Source organism: Streptomyces sp. TLI_171, assembly GCF_003610255.1.
Classification (GTDB): domain Bacteria; phylum Actinomycetota; class Actinomycetes; order Streptomycetales; family Streptomycetaceae; genus Kitasatospora.
Window position 1 is genome coordinate 1,409,572 of record NZ_RAPS01000001.1, and the last position, 18,308, is coordinate 1,427,879.

Consider the following 18,308-nt stretch of genomic DNA (forward strand, 5'->3'; position numbering starts at 1 on the left):
GAGTTCACGGGGACGGGCTGGTGGAGGCGGGCGGCGAGCCGTGCTGGGCGCGGTAGGCGTTGAACTCCTCGACGTTCTTGCGCTGCTGCTCCTCGCTGTCGGTGAAGCGGGTGTCGCCGGGGCTGACCGTGACGAAGTACAGCCAGTCACCGTCGGCGGGGTGGACGGCGGCCCGCAGTGCGTCGCTGCCGGGGTTGCCGATGGGGGTCGGGGGCAGTCCCGGGTGGGCGTAGGTGTTGAACGGGGAGTCGAGCTTGGTGTCGGCCTCGGTGGTGGTGAGGGTGGAGCGGCCGAGCGCGTAGTTGATGGTGGAGTCGAGCTGCAGCGGCATGTTCTTGGCCAGCCGGTTGTAGACGACCCGGGCGACCTTCGCCATGTCCTCGGGGTTGTCGGCCTCGGCCTGGGCGAGGCTGGCGACCGCCAGCACGCCGTACGGGGAGAGGTTGTTGGCGGTGGCGGCCTGCGCGAGCCCGTCGCCGGCCAGCGTCGAGCCCGCCTCCTTGACCATCTCCTGAAGGAGCGTCAGCGCGGTGGTGTCGCCGGTCACGGGGTAGGTCGCGGGGTAGAGGTAGCCCTCCAGGTGGCCGGCCGCGTCGGCGGGCAGGCCGAGCTCGGCGAGGTGCTGCTCGGCGGTGGACTTGGCGGTACCGGCTGCCAGGCCGAGCCGGCTGTCGATCGCGGCGTAGACCTGGGTGGAGCGCCAACCCTCGGGGATGGTCAGGGCGTTGGCGTTGGAGGGGTCGAGCAGCACGTTGAGCGCCGAGGCCGCCGACATCTTCTCCTTCAGGGTGTACGTCCCCGGGTGGATCTTGTCGCCGGCCGGGCTCTTGGCCGCGGCCTCGGTGAACGCCTGGGTGGAGGCGATCACGTGCTTGGCCGTCAGGGCCTTGCCGATCTGGGTGATGCTGGCGCCCTGCGCCACCGACACCTGGACCTGCCCGCTGCCGTTGCCCGCGAAGTCCGGGGCGGGCTGCTTGCCCTCGGGCCACATCAGGAACACCGCGAGGGCCAGCGCCGTCGCCACCCCGACCAGGCCCGCGATGCTCAGGCAGCAGGCGGCTCCGGTGCGCACCTGCTGCGGGTCGGGCGGTTCGACGCCGTACGGCAGGCCGGGCGGGGCCCCCTCGGGCTCGACGACGGGGGCGCCGAGGTGACCGGGGGTCAGTCCGGGTGCGGTGTACGGGTCGGTCAAGGCGGGGCCTTCCGGCGGCGGGCAGCGGTCGGGGGCCCGTGCGGACGCGCGTCCGCACGGGCCCCCGATCGGAAGCTAGCCCGAACCGATCAGATGACCGGGTCGACACTCTCACCGGGTGCGCGCCCGCTCACCCGTTCGGTCTCAAGCGCCGACTGCAGGATCACCACGGCGGCGGCCTGGTCGATCACCGAACGGCCCTTCTTCGCGGACCGCCCGGAGGCCCGCAGCCCGGCGGCGGCGGTGACCGTGGTCATCCGCTCGTCCACCAGCCGCACCCCGACCGGGTACAGCAGGCCGGCCAGCCGGCCCGCGTAATCCCGGACCTTGGCGGCGGCCGGGCCCTCCTTGCCGTTCAGCGAACGCGGCAGGCCGACCACCACCTCGATCGCCTCGTACTCCTCGACGATCGCCTTCAGCCGGGCCTGCGAGCGGCCCCCGGCGGGGACGGTCTCCACCGGCGTGGCGATCAGCCCGTCGGGGTCGCAGACCGCGACCCCGATCCGGGCGTCGCCCACGTCAACGGCGATCCGCCGGCCGCGCCGGAAGACCTTCTCCTCGATGTGGGGCTCCTCGCTCACGCGCGCTCGGCCACCAGTGCCCGCACGGCCTCGATCGCGTCCGCGACGGCGGCCGGGTCGGTGCCGCCGCCCTGCGCGACGTCGTCCTTGCCGCCACCGCCGCCGCCGAGCGTCTTCGCCGCGGCGCGGACCAGCTCGCCCGCCTTGATGCCGCGCCCGCGGGCGTCCTCGTTGGTGGCGATCACGGTCAGCGGGCGGTCGTTCGCGACGGTGAACGCGGCGACCACGGCCGGGCGCGAGCCGAGCCGGGCCCGGACGTCCAGCACCAGCTTGCGCAGCTCGTCCGCACCGGTGCCGTCACCGACCCGGGCGGCGACCAGGGCCACGCCCCGGACGTCCTCCGCACCCTCGGCGAGGCCCGCGGCGGCCTGCAGCACCTTCTCCGCGCGGAACTTCTCGATCTCCTTCTCGGCGTCCTTGAGCTTGCCGAGCATCCCGGCGATCTTCTCCGGCAGCTCCTCCGGGCGGCCCTTGACCAGCTCGGTCAGCTGGGACACCACGGTGTGCTCGCGGGCCAGGAACTTGTACGCGTCGACGCCGACCAGCGCCTCCACCCGGCGCACGCCGGAGCCGATCGAGGACTCCCCGAGCAGCTTCACCAGGCCCAGCTGGGCGGTGTTGCCGACGTGCGTGCCGCCGCACAGCTCCTTGGAGAAGTCGCCGATGGTGACCACCCGCACCGAGTCGCCGTACTTCTCGCCGAACATCGCGATGGCGCCCTGCTTGCGGGCCTGGTCCATCGTCATCACCTCGGCGGTGACGTCGAGTTCGCGGACCAGCACCTCGTTGATCTTCTGCTCGACGTCCGCCAGCACCGAGCCCGGCACCGCGGCGGGCGAGCCGAAGTCGAAGCGGAAGCGGCCCGGTGCGTTCTCCGAACCGGCCTGCGCGGCCGTCGGACCGAGCGCGTCGCGCAGCGCCTGGTGGGTGAGGTGCGTCGCCGAGTGGGCGCGCGAGACCGCGCGGCGGCGGTCGGTGTCGATGGTGGCGTACGCGGACGCACCGAGCACCACCTCGCCGAACAGCACGCCGCCGGAGTGCACCGTCACGCCGGGCACCGGCTGCTGCACGTCGCGGATCTCGACCACCGCACCGGAGTCGAGGCGGATCCGGCCGTGGTCGGCGAGCTGGCCGCCGCCCTCGGCGTAGAACGGGGTGCGGTCGAGGACGATCTCGACCTCGTCGCCCTCGGTGGCGGCCGGCGAGGGCACGCCGTCCACCAGCAGGCCGACCACGGTGGCCTCGCCCTCGGTGTGGGCGTAGCCGGTGAACACGGACGCACCGGCCCGGTCCGCGACCTCGCGGTACGCGGCGACGTCGGCGTGGCCCATCTTCTTGGCCTTGGCGTCCGCCTTGGCGCGGTCGCGCTGCTCCTGCATCAGGCGGCGGAAGCCGGCCTCGTCGACCTGGAGGCCCTGCTCCTCGGCCATCTCCAGGGTCAGGTCGATCGGGAAGCCGTAGGTGTCGTGCAGCTTGAACGCCTGGTCGCCGGAGAGCACCGCGCCGCCGGACTGCTTGGTCTCGGTGACCGCGGCGTCCAGCAGGCTGGTGCCGGAGCGCAGGGTCTGCAGGAAGGCGTTCTCCTCGGCGACCACGACCGTCTCGATGCGCTTGCGGTCGGACTCCAGCTCCGGGTACTGCGGGGCCATCGCCTTGATGGAGACGTCGATCAGGTCCTTGGCGACCGGCTCGGTGGCGCCGAGCAGCCGCATGTTGCGGATCGCCCGGCGCAGGATGCGGCGCAGCACGTAGCCGCGGCCCTCGTTGCCGGGGGTGACGCCGTCGCCGACCAGCATCAGCGCGGTGCGGAAGTGGTCGGTGACCACGCGCAGCGAGACGTCCGACTTGTGGTCGGCGCCGTAGCGGTGGCCGGTGAGCTCGGCGGCGCGGTCGAGGATCATCCGCGAGGTGTCGATCTCGAAGAGGTTGTCGACGCCCTGCAGGACGGCGGCCAGGCGCTCCAGGCCGAGGCCGGTGTCGATGTTCTTGCTCGGCAGGTCGCCGAGGATCTCGAACCCGTCCTTGCCGTCGCCGTGGCCGCGCTCGTACTGCATGAAGACCAGGTTCCAGATCTCCAGGTAGCGCTCGCCGTTGACCGCCGGGCCGCCCTCCTCGCCGTACGCGGGGCCGCGGTCGTAGTTGATCTCCGAGCACGGGCCGCACGGGCCGGGGACGCCCATCGACCAGAAGTTGTCCTTCATGCCCAGGCGCTGGATCCGCTCGGACGGGACGCCGATGACGTCGCGCCAGATCTGCTCGGCCTCGTCGTCGTCCTGGTAGACGGTGATCCAGAGCTTCTCCGGCTCCAGGCCGTAGCCGCCGTCCGCGACGGAGCTGGTGAGCAGCTCCCAGGCGAACGTGATGGCGCCTTCCTTGAAGTAGTCGCCGAACGAGAAGTTGCCGCACATCTGGAAGAAGGAGCCGTGCCGGGTGGTCTTCCCGACCTCCTCGATGTCCAGCGTGCGGACGCACTTCTGCACGCTGGTGGCGCGCGAGAACTGCGGCTTGATCTCACCCAGGAAGTACGGCTTGAACGGCACCATGCCGGCGTTCACCAGCAGCAGGGTGGGGTCGTCGGCGACCAGCGAGGCCGACGGTACGACGGTGTGGCCGCGCTCCTCGAAGAAGCGCAGCCAGCGGCGGCGGATCTCTGCCGACTCCATCAGTGGGGGTCCTTCCGATCGGTCGTGCTGCCCGGCAGCTCGCGCTGGCGGGGCTTGGCAACGATGGTCTGGGGGGTGCTGCGGCGCGGACTGCGCGACGGAGGCAGGGCGGCGGCCGGGGAGCCCGGGGCCGCCGAGATAGCTCGGTCGCCGCCGGTGCCGGCCGCACCGCTCAGGGCGCGCCGGCGCGGCGGCTCGACCACCGCGGAGCCGTCCAGGCCGAGGTCGGCGCGCAGCTGCTGCTCGCGCTCGGCCATGCCGGACTTCACGTCCCGCGCGAAGCGCTTGGCGGCGTCGCCGAGGTGGAGCGCGCCGCGGGCCGCGGTGCCTGACAGCGAGTCAGGGGTGAGGCGGTGCACCGCCTCGTTGGCCTTGTTCATGGCCCAGACGGTGGCGCCCGCGCCGACCGCCATCCAGAAGATCCTGCGCACCATCGCCCGTCAGCCCCTCACGGCCCGGCGGACCCGGGCCAGCAGCCCGCCGCGCGGCGCGGTCGCCGCGCGCACCTCGGCCCGGATCAGCCGGGCCAACTCCTCGCGCTCACCTGCCTGCTGGGGCACCGTCGGCCCGGCGTTGCGGCGCGCCGCGGCCTTGCGCACGCCGTAGCTGAACGCGGCCATCTTCACCAGCGGCCCGCCCAGGGTGGCCGCCACGGTGGAGGACAGCGCCTTGGCGTCGGCCGCGGCGTCCTGCACGTTGGCGGTGATCTCGTCGACCCGCTCCAACTGCTCGTGCGCGCTGCGGACCGCGGCGTTCGCGTCCTGCAGCAGCGGCACGGCCTGCTCGGTGACGGCGGCGACCAGCACGGTGGCCTCCCGCAGCACCTTGGACAGCCGCACCAGCACCACGGCGAGCAGGGTGACCAGGACCGCCCAGAAGACGGCGACCAGCAGACCGGCCAGCTCTCCCACGGACACCTTCGCGCGCTCCCTCGCCTGTGCTGGTCCCATTCGTGCAATCCCAGGGTTGAACCCTACCGTGACTGCCGGTCGCTCCCCGACCGGATATCCCCCGGTACGGCCCCGTCCCGACCCGGTCGGATGTGCGAACACGGCGCGTAACCTACCGCCAGGTCACCTCGTTGGGGGATTGGCTCGCGGAACGCGGGCCGCCCGGTTCCGGATTCTCCGGATTCCCGGTGGTTCCTACCTGACGGGGGCGTCTCTTGGACAGCAAGTCGGCAGCGTCCAGAAGTCCGGGCCGGCTGCCCGCCGAAGTCACCAGCTTCGTCGGCCGGACGGCCGAACTCGACGCGCTGGCCGCCCTGGTGGCCCGCACCCGGCTGGTCACGGTGACCGGCGCCGGCGGTGTCGGCAAGTCCCGGCTGGCGCTGCGCGCCGCCGGCCGGCTCGCCGACGGGTTCCCGGACGGCGCGCACCTGGTCGAGATCGGCCCGGTGCAGGACGGGCTGCTGCTCGGCCACGCGGTGCTGGAGGCGCTGCGGCTGACCGACCACACCGCTCGCCCGCCGCTGGACGTGCTGGTCGAGCAACTCGCCGACCGCCGCCTGCTGCTGGTGCTGGACGGCTGCGAGCACCTGGTCGAGGCCTGCGCCGAGCTGGTCGACGCGCTGCTGCGGGCGGCGCCCGGCCTGCGGGTGCTGGCCACCTCCCGGCAGTCGCTGCGCGCCGCCGGCGAGCACCTGCTGCCGCTGGCCCCGCTGCCGTTCGAGCCCGCCGAGGGCCGGGTCGACTCGGAGGCGATGCTGCTGTTCGCCGACCGGGCGGCCGCCGTGCGGCCGGGCTTCCGGCTGGATCGCCGCAACCGCGCCGAGGTGGCGCTGCTCTGCCGGCGCCTGGACGGCATCCCGCTGGCCGTCGAGCTCGCCGCGGGTCGGCTCCGGGCGCTCTCCGTCGAGCAGGTGGCGGCCCGGCTGGACGACCGGTTCCGGCTGCTCACCCGAGGTGACCGGACGGCCCCGGCCCGGCACCAGACCATGCGGACCGCGATCGGGTGGAGCCACGAACTCTGCACAATGCAGGAACGTTTACTCTGGGCCCGCCTCTCCGTGTTCGCCGGCGGCTTCGACCTGGACGCCGCCGAGTACGTCTGCGCAGGCCACGGCCTGGACACCGAGGACGTGCTGGACCTCGTCGACTCACTGGTCGACAAGTCCGTGCTGGACCGCCTGGAGGACGACGGCGCCGTCCGCTTCCGGATGCTCGACACCCTGCGCGAGTACGGCGGCCACTGGCTGCGGGCCGGCGGCGACGACCACCGGCTGCTGCGCCGCCACCGCGACTGGTACCTGGGCGTCGCCACCTGGGGCGAGGTCGAGTGGTTCGGCCCCCGGCAGGCCGAGACCGCCGAACGCACCCGGCTCGCCCACGCCAACCTGCGCGCCGCCCTGGAGTTCTCGCTCGCCGAGCCCGGCGAGGAGCAGCTGGCCCTCGTCCTGGCCGGCACCCTCTGGTACTTCTGGGTCGGCACCGGCCACCTCGGCGAGGGCCGGCACTGGCTGGACCGCGCCCTCGCGCTCGCCCCCGAACCCACCGACGCCCGCGCCAAGGCGCTCTGGGTCACCGGCTACCTCGCCATCCTGCAGGGCGACCTGGTCCGCGCCCGCCCCGCCCTGGAGGAGTGCCGCCTGCAGGCCCTCGACACCGGCGACGACCGGGCGCTCGCCTACGCCGTCCACCGGCAGGGCTGCGCGGCCCTGATCGGCGACGAACCGGCGCGCGCCGCCGAGCTGTTCGAGGAGGCGCTCTGGCACTACAACACCCTCGGCGAGCTCAACTCCAACGTGCTGATGGCGATGTTCGAGCTCGCTCTGGCCTACCTGTTCCTCGGCGACGAGGAGAACGGCGAGACCTGGGTCGAGCGGGTCCGGGAGATCTGCGAGGAGCACGGCGAGCAGTGGGCGTACGGGTACTGCCTGTACGCGATGGCCTACTCGCACCGGCAGGCCGGCGACCTGCGGCTCGCGCGGGCCTTCGCGCGCGAATCGATGCGGCTCAATCACCTGTTCCGCGACCTGCTGGGCATCGTCATCGCGATGGACCTGCTGGCCCTGCTCGCCACCGACGGCCCCTCCCCGGACCTGCGCGAGGCCCGCGTCCTGCAGGGCGCCGCGCACCGGCTGTGGCAGGCGGTCGGCACCCCGTTCTTCGGCTCCCGGAGCTTCAACGGCCCGCACCTGGAGTGCGAGCAGCGCGCCCGCTCCGGCCTCACCGAGGAGGAGTACACCACCTCCTTCCGGCTCGGCTCCCGGCTGGACCTGGACGCCGCCGTCCGCCGCGCGCTGGGCGGCGAGCACCCCGGTCCGGCCGCCGGCGGCGACGACCACCCCGGCCCGCCGCGCCACCCGGTCCGCCCGTACTCGCCGGTGGGCGCCTGACCCGCCGTCGAGGTCCGAGCCGTGTCCGATGTCCGGCCCCGCCGGAACGGGGAACGCCCCCTCGGTCCGAGGACCGAGGGGGCGTTCCGCTCGCGGGTCAGCGCGAGTAGTACTCGACGACCAGCTGCTCGTCGCAGACGACCGGAACCTCGCGGCGCTGCGGCGCGCGGTCCAGACGGAAGGCCAGGGCCTTCAGGTTGACCTCGAGGTACTTCGGGGTCTGGCCCTCGCCGGCGTTGCCGCCCTCGCGAGCCACCTGGAAGGGGACCTTCTCCTTGGACTTTTCCTTCACCGTGACGACGTAGCCCGGCTTCATCTGGAACGACGGCTTGTTGACCTTCGAGCCGTTGACCTCGATGTGACCGTGCACGACCATCTGGCGGGCCTGGTAGATGGTGCGGGCGATGCCCGAACGCAGGACCAGGGAGTCGAGGCGGACCTCCAGCAGGGCGACGAGCGCCTCACCGGTCTTGCCCTCGACCTTCTTGGCGGCCTCGAAGGCACGCGCCATCTGCTTCTCGCTGAGGTCGTACTGCGCGCGCAGACGCTGCTTCTCGGTCAGACGGACCTTGTAGTCAGAGTTCTGCTTGCGGCCACGGCCGTGCTGGCCGGGCGGGTACGGACGGGCCTCGAAGTACTTGACGGACTTCGGGGTCAGCGGAACGCCGAGAGCACGGGCGATCTTGACCTTGGGGCGCTTCTGGTTCGCCATGTTTCCTTTTCCTGTTCAGATACGGCTGCCACCAGGTGTTGACGGAGGACGCTTCTCGCGGTCCGGAGAAAAACCGTCCGTCGCCGGACGATCAGCCGCTCTCCGCGACCGGGCACTAAGTGCTTGCACACGAGAGGCCCACCGACCGGGAAGGGTGGTGGGCTGCCCGCGACACCGAAGACCGGTGCGCGCCGCTCCTGGGGAACTCCCTTGCGGGAGAGCCCCGTTCAGTGCCCCGCTGGTGCGGCCGGTCGTTCCTCGCGGAACCCCTGGCCCGGGACACACTGCGGACAGTCTACAGGCTGCTCAGTCCCCCTTGAGCCGGGCCCTGGTCCACTCCGCGATCTCCGCGTACCGGGCCTCTCCCCCGCGCCGGGTCGGCTTGTAGTACTCCTTGCCGTGCACGGCGTCCGGCGCGTACTGCTGCGCGGCGATGCCCTCGGCCAGGTCGTGCGGGTACTGGTAGCCCTTGCCGTGCCCGAGCTTCCTGGCCCCGCCGTAGTGCGCGTCCCGCAGGTGCGCCGGCACCGCGCCCGCCAGCCCCTGCCGGACGTCCGCCAGCGCCGCGTCGATGGCCAGGTACGCGGCGTTCGACTTCGGCGCCAGGGCCAGCGCGATCGCCGCCTGCGACAGGATGATCCGCGCCTCCGGGAAGCCGATCAGCGCGACCGCCTGCGCGGCGGCGACGGCGGTGGACAGCGCGGTCGGGTCGGCCAGGCCGATGTCCTCACTGGCCGAGATCATCAGCCGCCGGGCGATGAACCGCGGGTCCTCCCCCGCCTCGATCATCCGCGCCAGGTAGTGCAGCGTGGCGTCCACGTCGCTGCCCCGGATCGACTTGATCAGCGCGCTCGCCACGTCGTAGTGCTGGTCGCCGTCCCGGTCGTAGCGCACCGCCGCCTGGTTGACGGCCGTCTCGGTCGCCGCCAGCGTCAGCACCGGCTCGCCCTGCTCCAGCGCCGCGCCCGCCGCCGCCTCCAGGGTGGTCAGCGCCCGCCGTGCGTCGCCGCCGGCCAGCCGCACCAGGTGGTCCTCGGCCTCCGCACTGAGCTCCACGCTGCCGCCGAGGCCGCGCTCGTCGGCGGTGGCGCGGCGCAGCAGGGTGCGGATGTCCTCGTCGGTGAGCGACTCCAGGGTGAGCAGCAGGGAGCGGGACAGCAGCGGCGAGATGATCGAGAAGTACGGGTTCTCGGTGGTCGCGGCGATCAGCGTCACCCAGCGGTTCTCCACCGCGGGCAGCAGCGAGTCCTGCTGCGCCTTGGAGAAGCGGTGGATCTCGTCCAGGAACAGCACCGTCTCCCGGCCGGTCATCCCGACCGCGCGGCGGGCGCCGTCGATCACGGCGCGGACCTCCTTGACGCCGTGGGTGATCGCGGAGAGTTCGACGAACCGGCCCTCCACGGCCTGGCTGATCACGTGCGCGAGGGTGGTCTTGCCCGTCCCGGGCGGTCCCCAGAGGATCACCGAACTGGTCGCTGCCGGGCCCTTCGCGCCGGCCACCAGCCGGCGCAGCGGCGACCCGTCCTTCAGCAGCTGCTGCTGCCCCGCGACCTCGTCCAAGGTCCGCGGCCGCATCCGCACCGCGAGCGGCGCGCGCCCCGGCTCGGAGCTCTGGCGTTCCTCGGCTGCATGGGTGAAAAGGTCCGGCTCGTCCACGAGACGCAAGCCTAGGCGACGGCGCCGACACCGCTACGGTCGGTCGAGCAGGACGACGTCGAACTCCTCCAGCCCGTAGACGATCGAGCCGGCCTCCTTGGTGACCCCGGAGCGGATCGCGGCCTGCGGACCCCGGGAGGCCTCGAAGGCCTGGCGGTCGGCGAAGATCGCGCCGACCGTGCCGATCTTCTTGTGACGGTCGATCAGCATCGCCGTGCCCACGAACCCGTCGATCTTCCGGACCTCCGGCAGCCCCTGCTCGGTGAAGCCCCGGACCAGCCCGTCGAGCTTCGCCGGGTCGTAGGCGAAGCGGACCAGGCGGAAGCCGCCGTTCTCGACGGCGGGGCCGGTCTCGGCGGCGACGGCCTCCCACCGGTCGACGGCGACGGTGGACGCGAAGGGCACCAGCAGGGTGTCGCGGCGCTCGGCCAGGGCGGTGTCGCTGGCCTCCTCGTGGTCGGTGGTGTCCCACCAGGAGCCCATGGTGAGGGTGCCGAGCTCGCGGTTGGCGAACAGTCCGTAGCCCCGGTAGCCGGGTTGGGCGGACAGCAGTTTCACGGATTCGCCGCGCAGCGCGTCGAGGGTGTCCTCGAGCAGCGCGGGGTCTCCGGTGACGTAGACGGTGCGGACGAACATGGCGGGGCCTCCAGTCCCGAGGTGCCCGGACGGAATCCCTTCCATCGCACGCCCGCCCCTACGCCGGGTCAACCGGGCGCGGTCACTGCGCGAGCACCGTCGCGGCGTGGTCGAAGACGTACTTCTGCAGGTCGCGCGGAGGCCGCTGGTAGCCGCGCGGGGCGGGCCTGGGCGGGAGCGAGACGGCCGGCCGCACCACCTCGTGGTAGGGGACGGAGGAGAGCAGGTGGGCGATCATGTTGATCCGGGAGCGCCGCTTGTCGTCGCTGTCGACCACGTTCCACGGGGACTCGGGGATGTCGGTGTAGACGAACATCTCGTCCTTGGCCCGCGAGTACTCCTCCCAGCGGGAGATCGACTCGACGTCCATCGGGGAGAGCTTCCACTGCCGCATCGGGTCGTCGAGGCGGCCCCGGAAGCGCCGCTCCTGTTCGACGTCGCTGACCGAGAACCAGTACTTGCGCAGCTGGATGCCGGCCTCGATGAGCATCCGTTCGAAGGTGGGGCACTGGTGCAGGAACTGCCAGTACTCCTCGTCGGTGCAGAAGCCCATCACCTTCTCCACGCCGGCCCGGTTGTACCAGGAGCGGTCGAACAGGACCATCTCGCCGGCGGCGGGGAGCTGTTCGACGTAGCGCTGGAAGTACCACTGGCCGCGCTGGCGTTCGGTGGGGGCGGGCAGGGCGGCGATCCGGGCGATGCGCGGGTTGAGGTACTCGGTGACGCGCTTGATGGCGCCGCCCTTGCCGGCGGCGTCCCGGCCCTCGAAGACGATCACCAGCCGGATGCCTTCGCTGCGCACCCATTCCTGCATCTTGACCAGCTCGTACTGCAGGCGGAGCAGCTCCGTCTCGTAGATCCGCCTGGGCATCCGCTTGGCGCCGCGGTTCTTCTTGCCGTCCTTGGGTTCCGCCACTGTGTGTGCCCTCCGCTCACCGTGCCGCTGACGGGCTCTCAGGCTACGGTCCGTCAGGGATCGGCGCAGGTCGGGCCGCACCCGGGGGTGGTACCGGCAGCCCCCCGTGACCGCCGGTGCCCACCCCCGGGGTTGGCCGGACAACTGTGTTACACCCCCGGGTGCCGGGTCCAATGCATTGGTCCATAACCTTCAGGCATGGATGTGGACACCCGGATGCTCCGGTACCTGACGATGGTGTGCGAGGAGGGCCAGCTGACCGCCGCGGCGGCCCGGCTGGGCGTCAGCCAGCCCACGCTGACCAAGCAGGTCCGGGCGCTGGAGCGGGAGTTGGGGGTGGAGCTGTTCCGGCGCTCGAAGGCGGGGGTGTCGCCGACGGCGGCCGGGGCCGAGCTGGCGGGGCACGCGAAGCAGCTGCTGGCCGGCTGGGAGGAGGCGCTGCGGGCGACCCGGCGGGCGGCGGCGGAGGCCGGCGGGGAGCTGCGGGTGGGCTTCGAGGGGTCGACCATCAACCTGCTGGGCCGGGCCGTGGTGGAGGACTTCGCCCGCCGGATGCCGGGCTGGCGGGTGCAGATGCGGCAGAACAACTGGTTCGACGAGTCGCTCGGCCTGGCCTCCGGCCAGCTGGACCTGGCGCTGTGGCACGCCCCGGCCTGCGTCGCCGAGCGGTACGCGCACGTACTGCTGGGCACCGAGGAGCGCTGGGTGGTGCTGGCGGCCGACCACCGGCTGGCGGCCCGGGTCACGGTGCACGCGGACGACCTGTGGGACGAGCCCTTCGTGTCGATACCGGAGGAGGCCGGCCTGTGGCGGGACTACTGGCTGGGCGCGCCGGAGCGCGGGGGCCGGCCGGTCCGGATCGGGGCGGTGGCGCACAACGCGGACGAGTGGATGGCCGCGGTGGCGTGCGGGCAGGGCGTGGGATTCGCCCCGCAGTCGGCCGCCCGCTGGGCCGGCCGTCCGGACGTGCGGTGCCTGCCGGTGCGCGGGCTCAGCCCGAGCCTGGTGGGGCTGTTCCGGCTGCCGGGCCGAGCGCTGACACCGGCCATGGAGGCGTTCGCGGAGTCCTGCCGGCTGCACCTGGAGGTGCAGTTCCGGGCGGCCGGTGGCGGCCGGTCGCCCGCGGAGGGAACTGCCGGCGCTCAGACCTCGGCGAACGGCGCGGGGTAGCGGCACACACCGTGCGGGACGCCGTCCGCGCCCGGCAGCCGGAGCGCCTGGAAGTACGCCTCGGGCACGTCGAACGGTCCGCTGATGCGGAGCCCGGTGGCGGGGGCGAACCCGAACCGGCCGTAGTAGCCGGGGTCGCCGAGGACCACCACGACCCGCTCTCCGGCCTCGTCGGCGGCGGCCAGCGCCGCCTGCACCACCGCGGTGCCGACGCCCTTGCGCTGCCACTCGGGTGCGACGGCGACCGGAGCCAGCGCCAGGCCCTTGCCGTTGCCGATCTTCAGGCGGGTGAGCAGGGCGTGGCCGATGACCACCTCGCGCTCGTCCACCGCCACCAGCGAGAGTTCCGGCAGCCAGGCGGAGTCGCGGCGCAGCGCGTCCACCAGATCCGCCTCTTCGGGGCCTGGGAAGGCCGCCATGTGCACCCGCCTGGTCTCGGCGGCGTCGCTGGGGAGTTCGACTCTGGTTCGTACGGTCATCCTCGACCCTTCTTGCGCCTGCACCCCGTCGTGCAGCGATCCGGCCCCGGGCGGTGCGAGCCTACTCCTGGTGGGCGCGCACCGACCGGGGCCGGAACGAATCGTGATCTCTGTGATGCCCCGTCAGAATTCCGACGGCCGGACGGTCCGTCAGGCGGTGGGCTCCGCCTCGGCCTTGGCCGCCTCCTTGGCCTTCGGCTGGGCGTCCACACCGGCCTCCCGGCGCTGGGCCGGGGTGATGGTGGTGGGGGCGCCGGTCAGCGGGTCACCGCCGGTGGAGGTCTTCGGGAAGGCGATGACGTCCCGGATGGTGTCGTAGCCGCCCAGCAGGGTGACCACGCGGTCCAGGCCGAGCGCGATGCCGCCGTGCGGCGGCGGGCCGTAGTTGAAGGCGTCCAGCAGGAAGCCGAACTGGGAGGCCGCCTCCTCCTCGGACAGGCCGATCGCGTCGAACGCCCGCTTCTGCACCTCGCGCTGGTGGATACGGATCGAACCGCCGCCCAGCTCCGAGCCGTTCAGCACCAGGTCGTACGCGTTGGAGAGCGCGCTGCCCGGGTCGGTGTCGAAGGTCGCCAGCGACTCGGCGGTCGGCGCGGTGAACGGGTGGTGCACCGCGTGCCAGCCCTGGAACTCGCCCTTGTCGTCCTCGATCGGCTCGAACATCGGGAAGTCCACCACCCAGAGGAACGCCCACTGGGACTGGTCGATCAGGTCGCAGCGGCGGCCGATCTCCAGGCGGGCGGCGCCGAGCAGCTCCTGCGAGGGGGTCTTCTTGCCGGCCGCGAAGAACACCGCGTCGCCGGGCTTGGCGCCCGCCGCGGCGGCCAGGCCCGCCAGGTGCTCCTCGGACAGGTTCTTGGCGACCGGGCCGCGCAGCTCGCCGGTCTCCGCGTCGACCAGCACGTAGGCCAGGCCGCGGGCGCCGCGGGCCTTCGCCCAGTCCTGCCAGGCGTCCAGCTGCTTGCGGGGCTGCGAGGCGCCGCCGGGCATCACGACCGCGCCGACGTACGGGGCCTGGAAGACCCGGAACTCGGTGCCCTTGAAGTACTCGGTGAGGTCGGTGAGTTCCTGCCCGAAGCGGACGTCCGGCTTGTCGGAGCCGTAGCGGGACATCGCGTCGGCGTAGGACAGGCGGGGCAGCGGGTTGGGGATCTCGTAGCCGTGCACCTGCTTCCAGATCGCGGCGATGATCTTCTCGCCGAGCGCCAGGATGTCCTCCTGGTCGACGAAGGACGCCTCGATGTCGAGCTGGGTGAACTCCGGCTGCCGGTCGGCGCGGAAGTCCTCGTCGCGGAAGCAGCGGGCGATCTGGTAGTACCGCTCCATGCCGGCCACCATCAGCAGCTGCTTGAACAGCTGCGGGGACTGCGGCAGGGCGTACCAGTGGCCCGGCTGGAGGCGGACCGGGACCAGGAAGTCGCGGGCGCCCTCGGGGGTGGACCGGGTCAGGTACGGGGTCTCGATGTCGAGGTAGTCGTTCTCCTCCATCACCGTGCGGATGATGTGGTTGACCTTCGAGCGCAGCCGCAGCGCGCGGGCCGGGCCCTCGCGGCGCAGGTCGAGGTAGCGGTAGCGCAGCCGCACCTCCTCGTTGACCGAACCGGGCTCGTACTCGGCGACCTGGAACGGCAGCGGCGCGGCCTCGGACAGCACCTCGATGCTCTCCACGACGACCTCGACGGCGCCGGTCGGGATGTCCGGGTTCTCGTTGCCCGCCGGGCGGACCCGGACCTCGCCGACCACCTTCACGCAGTACTCGGAGCGCAGCCCGTGCACCGACTCCAGGTCGCGGACCACGACCTGCACGGTGCCGGAGGCGTCCCGCAGGTCGATGAAGGCCACGCCGCCGTGGTCACGGCGGCGGGCCACCCAGCCGGCCAGGGTGACGGTGGTGCCGGCGTGCTCCGCGCGGAGCGTGCCCGCGTCGTGCGTGCGGATCACAGCTGCTTCTCCTTCAGGGTGGTGACGAGCGCCTCAAGGGCGACGGGGGTCTGCTCGCCGGACTCCATGTCCTTGAGCTGGACCACGCCCTCGGCGAGGTCCCGGTCGCCGGCGATCACGGCGAATCGGGCGCCGGATCGGTCCGCCGACTTCATGGCGTTCTTGATGCCCTTGACGCCGAACGCCAGGTCGGTGGCCACACCGGCCCGGCGCAGCTCGACCGTGGTGGCGAACAGGACGGTCTTGGCCTCTTCGCTCAGCGCGACGGCGTACACCGCGGTGGCGGCGGGCAGTTCGAGGGTGACGCCTTCGGCCTCGAGCGCCAGGAACGTGCGGTCCACGCCGAGCGCCCAGCCGACCGAGGGCAGTGCCGGGCCGCCGATCATCTCGGACAGGCCGTCGTAACGGCCGCCGCCGCCGATGGCGGACTGCGCGCCGAGGCCGTTGTGCACGAACTCGAAGGTGGTGCGGGTGTAGTAGTCCAGCCCACGGACCAGCTTCGGGTCGTCGGTGAACGCGACCCCGGCGAGGGTCAGCAGTTCCCGGACCTTGTCGTCGTACGCCTTGCACTCCTCACAGAGGAAGTCGCGCAGCATCGGCGCACCGGTGAGCTGGGCCTGGACCGACTCGCGCTTGTCGTCCAGCACGCGCAGCGGGTTGATCTCGGCGCGGCGACGGGTGTCCTCGTCCAGGTCGAGGCCGGACAGGAACTCGATCAGCGCGGCGCGGTAGACCGGGCGGCACTGCCTGTCGCCGAGGCTGTTGAGCAGCAGCGAGTAGTTCGACAGTCCGAGCGAGCGGAACGCGTCGTCGGCCAGGATGATCAACTCGGCGTCCAGTGCCGGGTCCTCGGCGCCGATCGCTTCCGCGCCGACCTGCGAGAACTGCCGGTAGCGGCCCTTCTGCATCCGCTCGTAGCGGTAGTAGTTGCCGGAGTACCAGAGCTTGACCGGCAGGTTGCCCTGCTTGTGCAGGTTGGCCTGGAGCGCGGCGCGCAGGACCGAGGCGGTGCCCTCGGGGCGCAGTGCGAGCTCGTCGCCGCCGCGGGTGGTCAGGCTGTACATCTCCTTGGTGACGATGTCGGTGGACTCGCCGACACCGCGGGAGAAGAGCTTCACGTCCTCGAAGACCGGGGTCTCGACGTAGCCGTAGCCGGCCCGGCGCGCGGGAGCGGCGATCGCCTCGCGGACCGCCAGGAAGACCGCCGAACTGGGCGGCAGCAGGTCGTAGGTGCCCTTGGGGGCGGTGAAGGTGCTCAACTTCTCTTCCGTCACATTCCTCGTCGCGGGAAAGCCGGGGCGCCTGACGCCCCCGCTGCCTGCTGGAGGTAGGGGTTCGTGGCGCGCTCTCGGCCGATGGTGGTCTGGGAGCCGTGGCCGGAGAGCACCACGGTCGCGTCGTCGAGGGGCAGGCACACCCGGGCCAGCGAGCGCATGATCGCCGCGCTGTCTCCGCCCGGGAGGTCGGTACGCCCGATGGAGCCGGCGAAGAGCAGGTCACCCGAGAAGAACACCGGAGGGATGTCCTGCGAGGCGGGCGTCCTGAACGTCACCGACCCCTCGGTATGGCCGGGGGCGTGGTCGACGGTGAGCTGCAGGCCGGCCAGGTCGAGCACGCTGCCGTCGGTCAACTCGCGGACGTCGTCCGGCTCTCCGACGGTGATCGAACCCATCAGCTGCTGGCCGAGCGAGCGGCCGAGCGCCTTCTCGGGGTCGGCCATCATGTACCGGTCGGCGGGGTGGATCCAGGCCGGGACGCCCTGCGCGCCGCAGACCGGGACCACCGAGGCGACGTGGTCGATGTGCCCGTGGGTGAGCAGCACCGCCACCGGCTTCAGCCGGTGCTCGCGGATCAAGTCCTCGACGCCGCGCGCCGCTTCGTGACCCGGGTCGACGATCACGCACTCCTCACCGGCGGCGGGTGCGACCAGGTAGCAATTGGTGCCCCAGGCCCCGGCGGGGAATCCGGCGACGAACACGCGAGTCCTTCGTTTCATGCGGTGGCGGTCTGCTTTTCCCCCGCAGCCTACCGGCGGCACCGGGCCGCGGGCGAACCGGATTGCGGGAGCGTTCAGGCCTTTCTCATCCTGAGCTGATCCCGCACCTACGCGCGAGGTCCCTACACTTGGCCGCCGATGGGTGCGATGATCCGCACACGACAGTCACAAGTCCGACGTCACACAGCCCAGTAGGAGACACGGCCGGTGGTCAGCAGCGAACAGCGGCGGCGGCAGCTCGCCCGCGACAAGTACGAGCGCCAGGTGCAGGCGCGCGCCGAGGCGGCCAGCCAGCGCAAGAAGCGCAACGCGATCGTGGCCGCGGTGCTGGCCGTCGTGGTGGTGGCCGGTGTGACCACCGTCGCGACCGGCGTGTTCAGTTCCGACGACAAGAAGGACAAGGCGGCCGCCGCGGCGCCGTCCCCGTCGTCGAGCATCAAGCAGTGGGCCGCCGAGCCGGCCATGTCGATCGACACCAAGGGCACCTACACGGCGACCCTGGACACCTCGGCGGGCAAGGTCGGGTTCACCCTGGACGCGGCGAAGGCCCCGCACACCGTCAACTCCTTCGTGTTCCTTGCGGGTCAGCAGTTCTGGGACAACACCAAGTGCCACCGCCTCACCACCGAGGGCATCTACGTCCTGCAGTGCGGTGACCCGACGGGCACCGGATCGGGCAGCCCGGGCTACTCGTTCACCGACGAGAACCTGGAGGGCGCGACCTACCCGGCCGGCACCGTGGCGATGGCCAACTCGGGCGCGAACACCAACGGCAGCCAGTTCTTCCTGGTCTACAAGGACACCCAACTGCCGCCCAACTACACCCCGTTCGGCAAGATCACCAGCGGCCTGGACGTGCTGCAGAAGATCGCCGCCGCGGGCGTCCAGGGCGGTGGCGGCGACGGCCCGCCGGCCACCCCCGTCAACGTGAAGAGCATCACGACCACCAAGGGCTGACCCGCCGCGAAAATCGACCGGCGCCGGATGCGGACAGCACCGGCGCTGTTCGCCTATGTTGCTGTTGTATAG

At 72.2% G+C, this 18,308-nt stretch carries 16 protein-coding genes; 3 read left to right on the forward strand and 13 right to left on the reverse strand.

Annotation, left to right across the window (positions count from 1 at the left end; all coding sequences use genetic code 11):
- Positions 1-4: 4 nt before the first annotated feature.
- The 5 genes from mltG to BX266_RS06515 all read right to left on the reverse strand — a co-directional run bounded on the left by mltG (position 5) and on the right by BX266_RS06515 (position 5,353).
- Complete coding sequence (gene mltG, locus BX266_RS06495; protein WP_259464580.1) at positions 5-1,192, reverse strand: endolytic transglycosylase MltG; 1,188 nt, start codon at positions 1,190-1,192, stop codon at positions 5-7.
- Between the two features lie 89 nt (positions 1,193-1,281).
- Positions 1,282-1,755 carry a Holliday junction resolvase RuvX gene (gene ruvX, locus BX266_RS06500; protein ID WP_099907486.1) on the reverse strand — a complete coding sequence of 158 codons (474 nt, stop codon included), beginning with the start codon at positions 1,753-1,755 and terminating at the stop codon, positions 1,282-1,284.
- A gap of 14 nt (positions 1,756-1,769) precedes the next feature.
- Positions 1,770-4,436, reverse strand: coding sequence for an alanine--tRNA ligase (gene alaS, locus BX266_RS06505; protein WP_099897959.1), 2,667 nt, complete (start codon positions 4,434-4,436; stop codon positions 1,770-1,772).
- Positions 4,436-4,870: a DUF6167 family protein gene (locus BX266_RS06510; protein ID WP_143686874.1), complete on the reverse strand. Its 435-nt coding sequence runs from the start codon at positions 4,868-4,870 to the stop codon at positions 4,436-4,438. The genes alaS and BX266_RS06510 overlap by 1 nt, the downstream gene beginning before the upstream one ends.
- Positions 4,871-4,876: 6 nt before the next feature.
- Entirely contained in the window at positions 4,877-5,353 is a 477-nt protein-coding gene (locus tag BX266_RS06515; RefSeq protein WP_099897961.1) for a DUF948 domain-containing protein, read from the reverse strand.
- Positions 5,354-5,601: 248 nt separating this feature from the next.
- On the opposite strand from BX266_RS06515, the gene BX266_RS06520 reads away from it, so the two are divergent.
- The gene (locus BX266_RS06520; protein WP_180290404.1) at positions 5,602-7,773 is read left to right on the forward strand and encodes a regulator; all 2,172 of its coding nucleotides are present in this window, start codon (positions 5,602-5,604) and stop codon (positions 7,771-7,773) included.
- 97 nt (positions 7,774-7,870) lie between these two features.
- Here BX266_RS06520 and rpsD read toward each other — a convergent pair whose 3' ends face one another.
- The 4 genes from rpsD to ppk2 all read right to left on the reverse strand — a co-directional run bounded on the left by rpsD (position 7,871) and on the right by ppk2 (position 11,648).
- The gene (gene rpsD / locus BX266_RS06525; RefSeq protein WP_033211599.1) at positions 7,871-8,485 is read right to left on the reverse strand and encodes a 30S ribosomal protein S4; all 615 of its coding nucleotides are present in this window, start codon (positions 8,483-8,485) and stop codon (positions 7,871-7,873) included.
- 306 nt (positions 8,486-8,791) lie between these two features.
- Entirely contained in the window at positions 8,792-10,141 is a 1,350-nt protein-coding gene (locus BX266_RS06530) for a replication-associated recombination protein A (protein WP_099897962.1), read from the reverse strand.
- 33 nt (positions 10,142-10,174) lie between these two features.
- Entirely contained in the window at positions 10,175-10,777 is a 603-nt protein-coding gene (locus BX266_RS06535) for a hypothetical protein (protein ID WP_099897963.1), read from the reverse strand.
- Between the two features lie 82 nt (positions 10,778-10,859).
- A complete protein-coding gene (gene ppk2, locus BX266_RS06540; RefSeq protein WP_099907488.1) occupies positions 10,860-11,648 on the reverse strand; it encodes a polyphosphate kinase 2 in 789 nt (262 codons plus the stop codon).
- A gap of 243 nt (positions 11,649-11,891) precedes the next feature.
- Here ppk2 and BX266_RS06545 point away from each other — a divergent pair, with 243 nt between their 5' ends.
- On the forward strand, positions 11,892-12,863 hold the full coding sequence (locus BX266_RS06545; RefSeq protein ID WP_099897964.1) for a LysR family transcriptional regulator: 972 nt from the start codon (positions 11,892-11,894) through the stop codon (positions 12,861-12,863).
- Here BX266_RS06545 and BX266_RS06550 read toward each other — a convergent pair.
- The 4 genes from BX266_RS06550 to BX266_RS06565 all read right to left on the reverse strand — a co-directional run bounded on the left by BX266_RS06550 (position 12,836) and on the right by BX266_RS06565 (position 17,261).
- Entirely contained in the window at positions 12,836-13,342 is a 507-nt protein-coding gene (locus BX266_RS06550) for a GNAT family N-acetyltransferase (protein ID WP_099897965.1), read from the reverse strand. The two genes, BX266_RS06545 and BX266_RS06550, sit on opposite strands and share 28 nt — an antisense overlap.
- A gap of 150 nt (positions 13,343-13,492) precedes the next feature.
- Positions 13,493-15,283: an aspartate--tRNA ligase gene (aspS, locus tag BX266_RS06555; RefSeq protein ID WP_099897966.1), complete on the reverse strand. Its 1,791-nt coding sequence runs from the start codon at positions 15,281-15,283 to the stop codon at positions 13,493-13,495.
- Positions 15,280-16,542 carry a histidine--tRNA ligase gene (gene hisS / locus BX266_RS06560; RefSeq protein WP_099897967.1) on the reverse strand — a complete coding sequence of 421 codons (1,263 nt, stop codon included), beginning with the start codon at positions 16,540-16,542 and terminating at the stop codon, positions 15,280-15,282. Before hisS ends, aspS begins: the two co-directional genes overlap by 4 nt.
- Positions 16,543-16,553: 11 nt before the next feature.
- Positions 16,554-17,261, reverse strand: coding sequence for an MBL fold metallo-hydrolase (locus BX266_RS06565; RefSeq protein WP_099897968.1), 708 nt, complete (start codon positions 17,259-17,261; stop codon positions 16,554-16,556).
- Between the two features lie 225 nt (positions 17,262-17,486).
- Here BX266_RS06565 and BX266_RS06570 point away from each other — a divergent pair, with 225 nt between their 5' ends.
- Positions 17,487-18,236, forward strand: coding sequence for a peptidylprolyl isomerase (locus BX266_RS06570; RefSeq protein ID WP_099897969.1), 750 nt, complete (start codon positions 17,487-17,489; stop codon positions 18,234-18,236).
- Positions 18,237-18,308 lie beyond the last annotated feature (72 nt).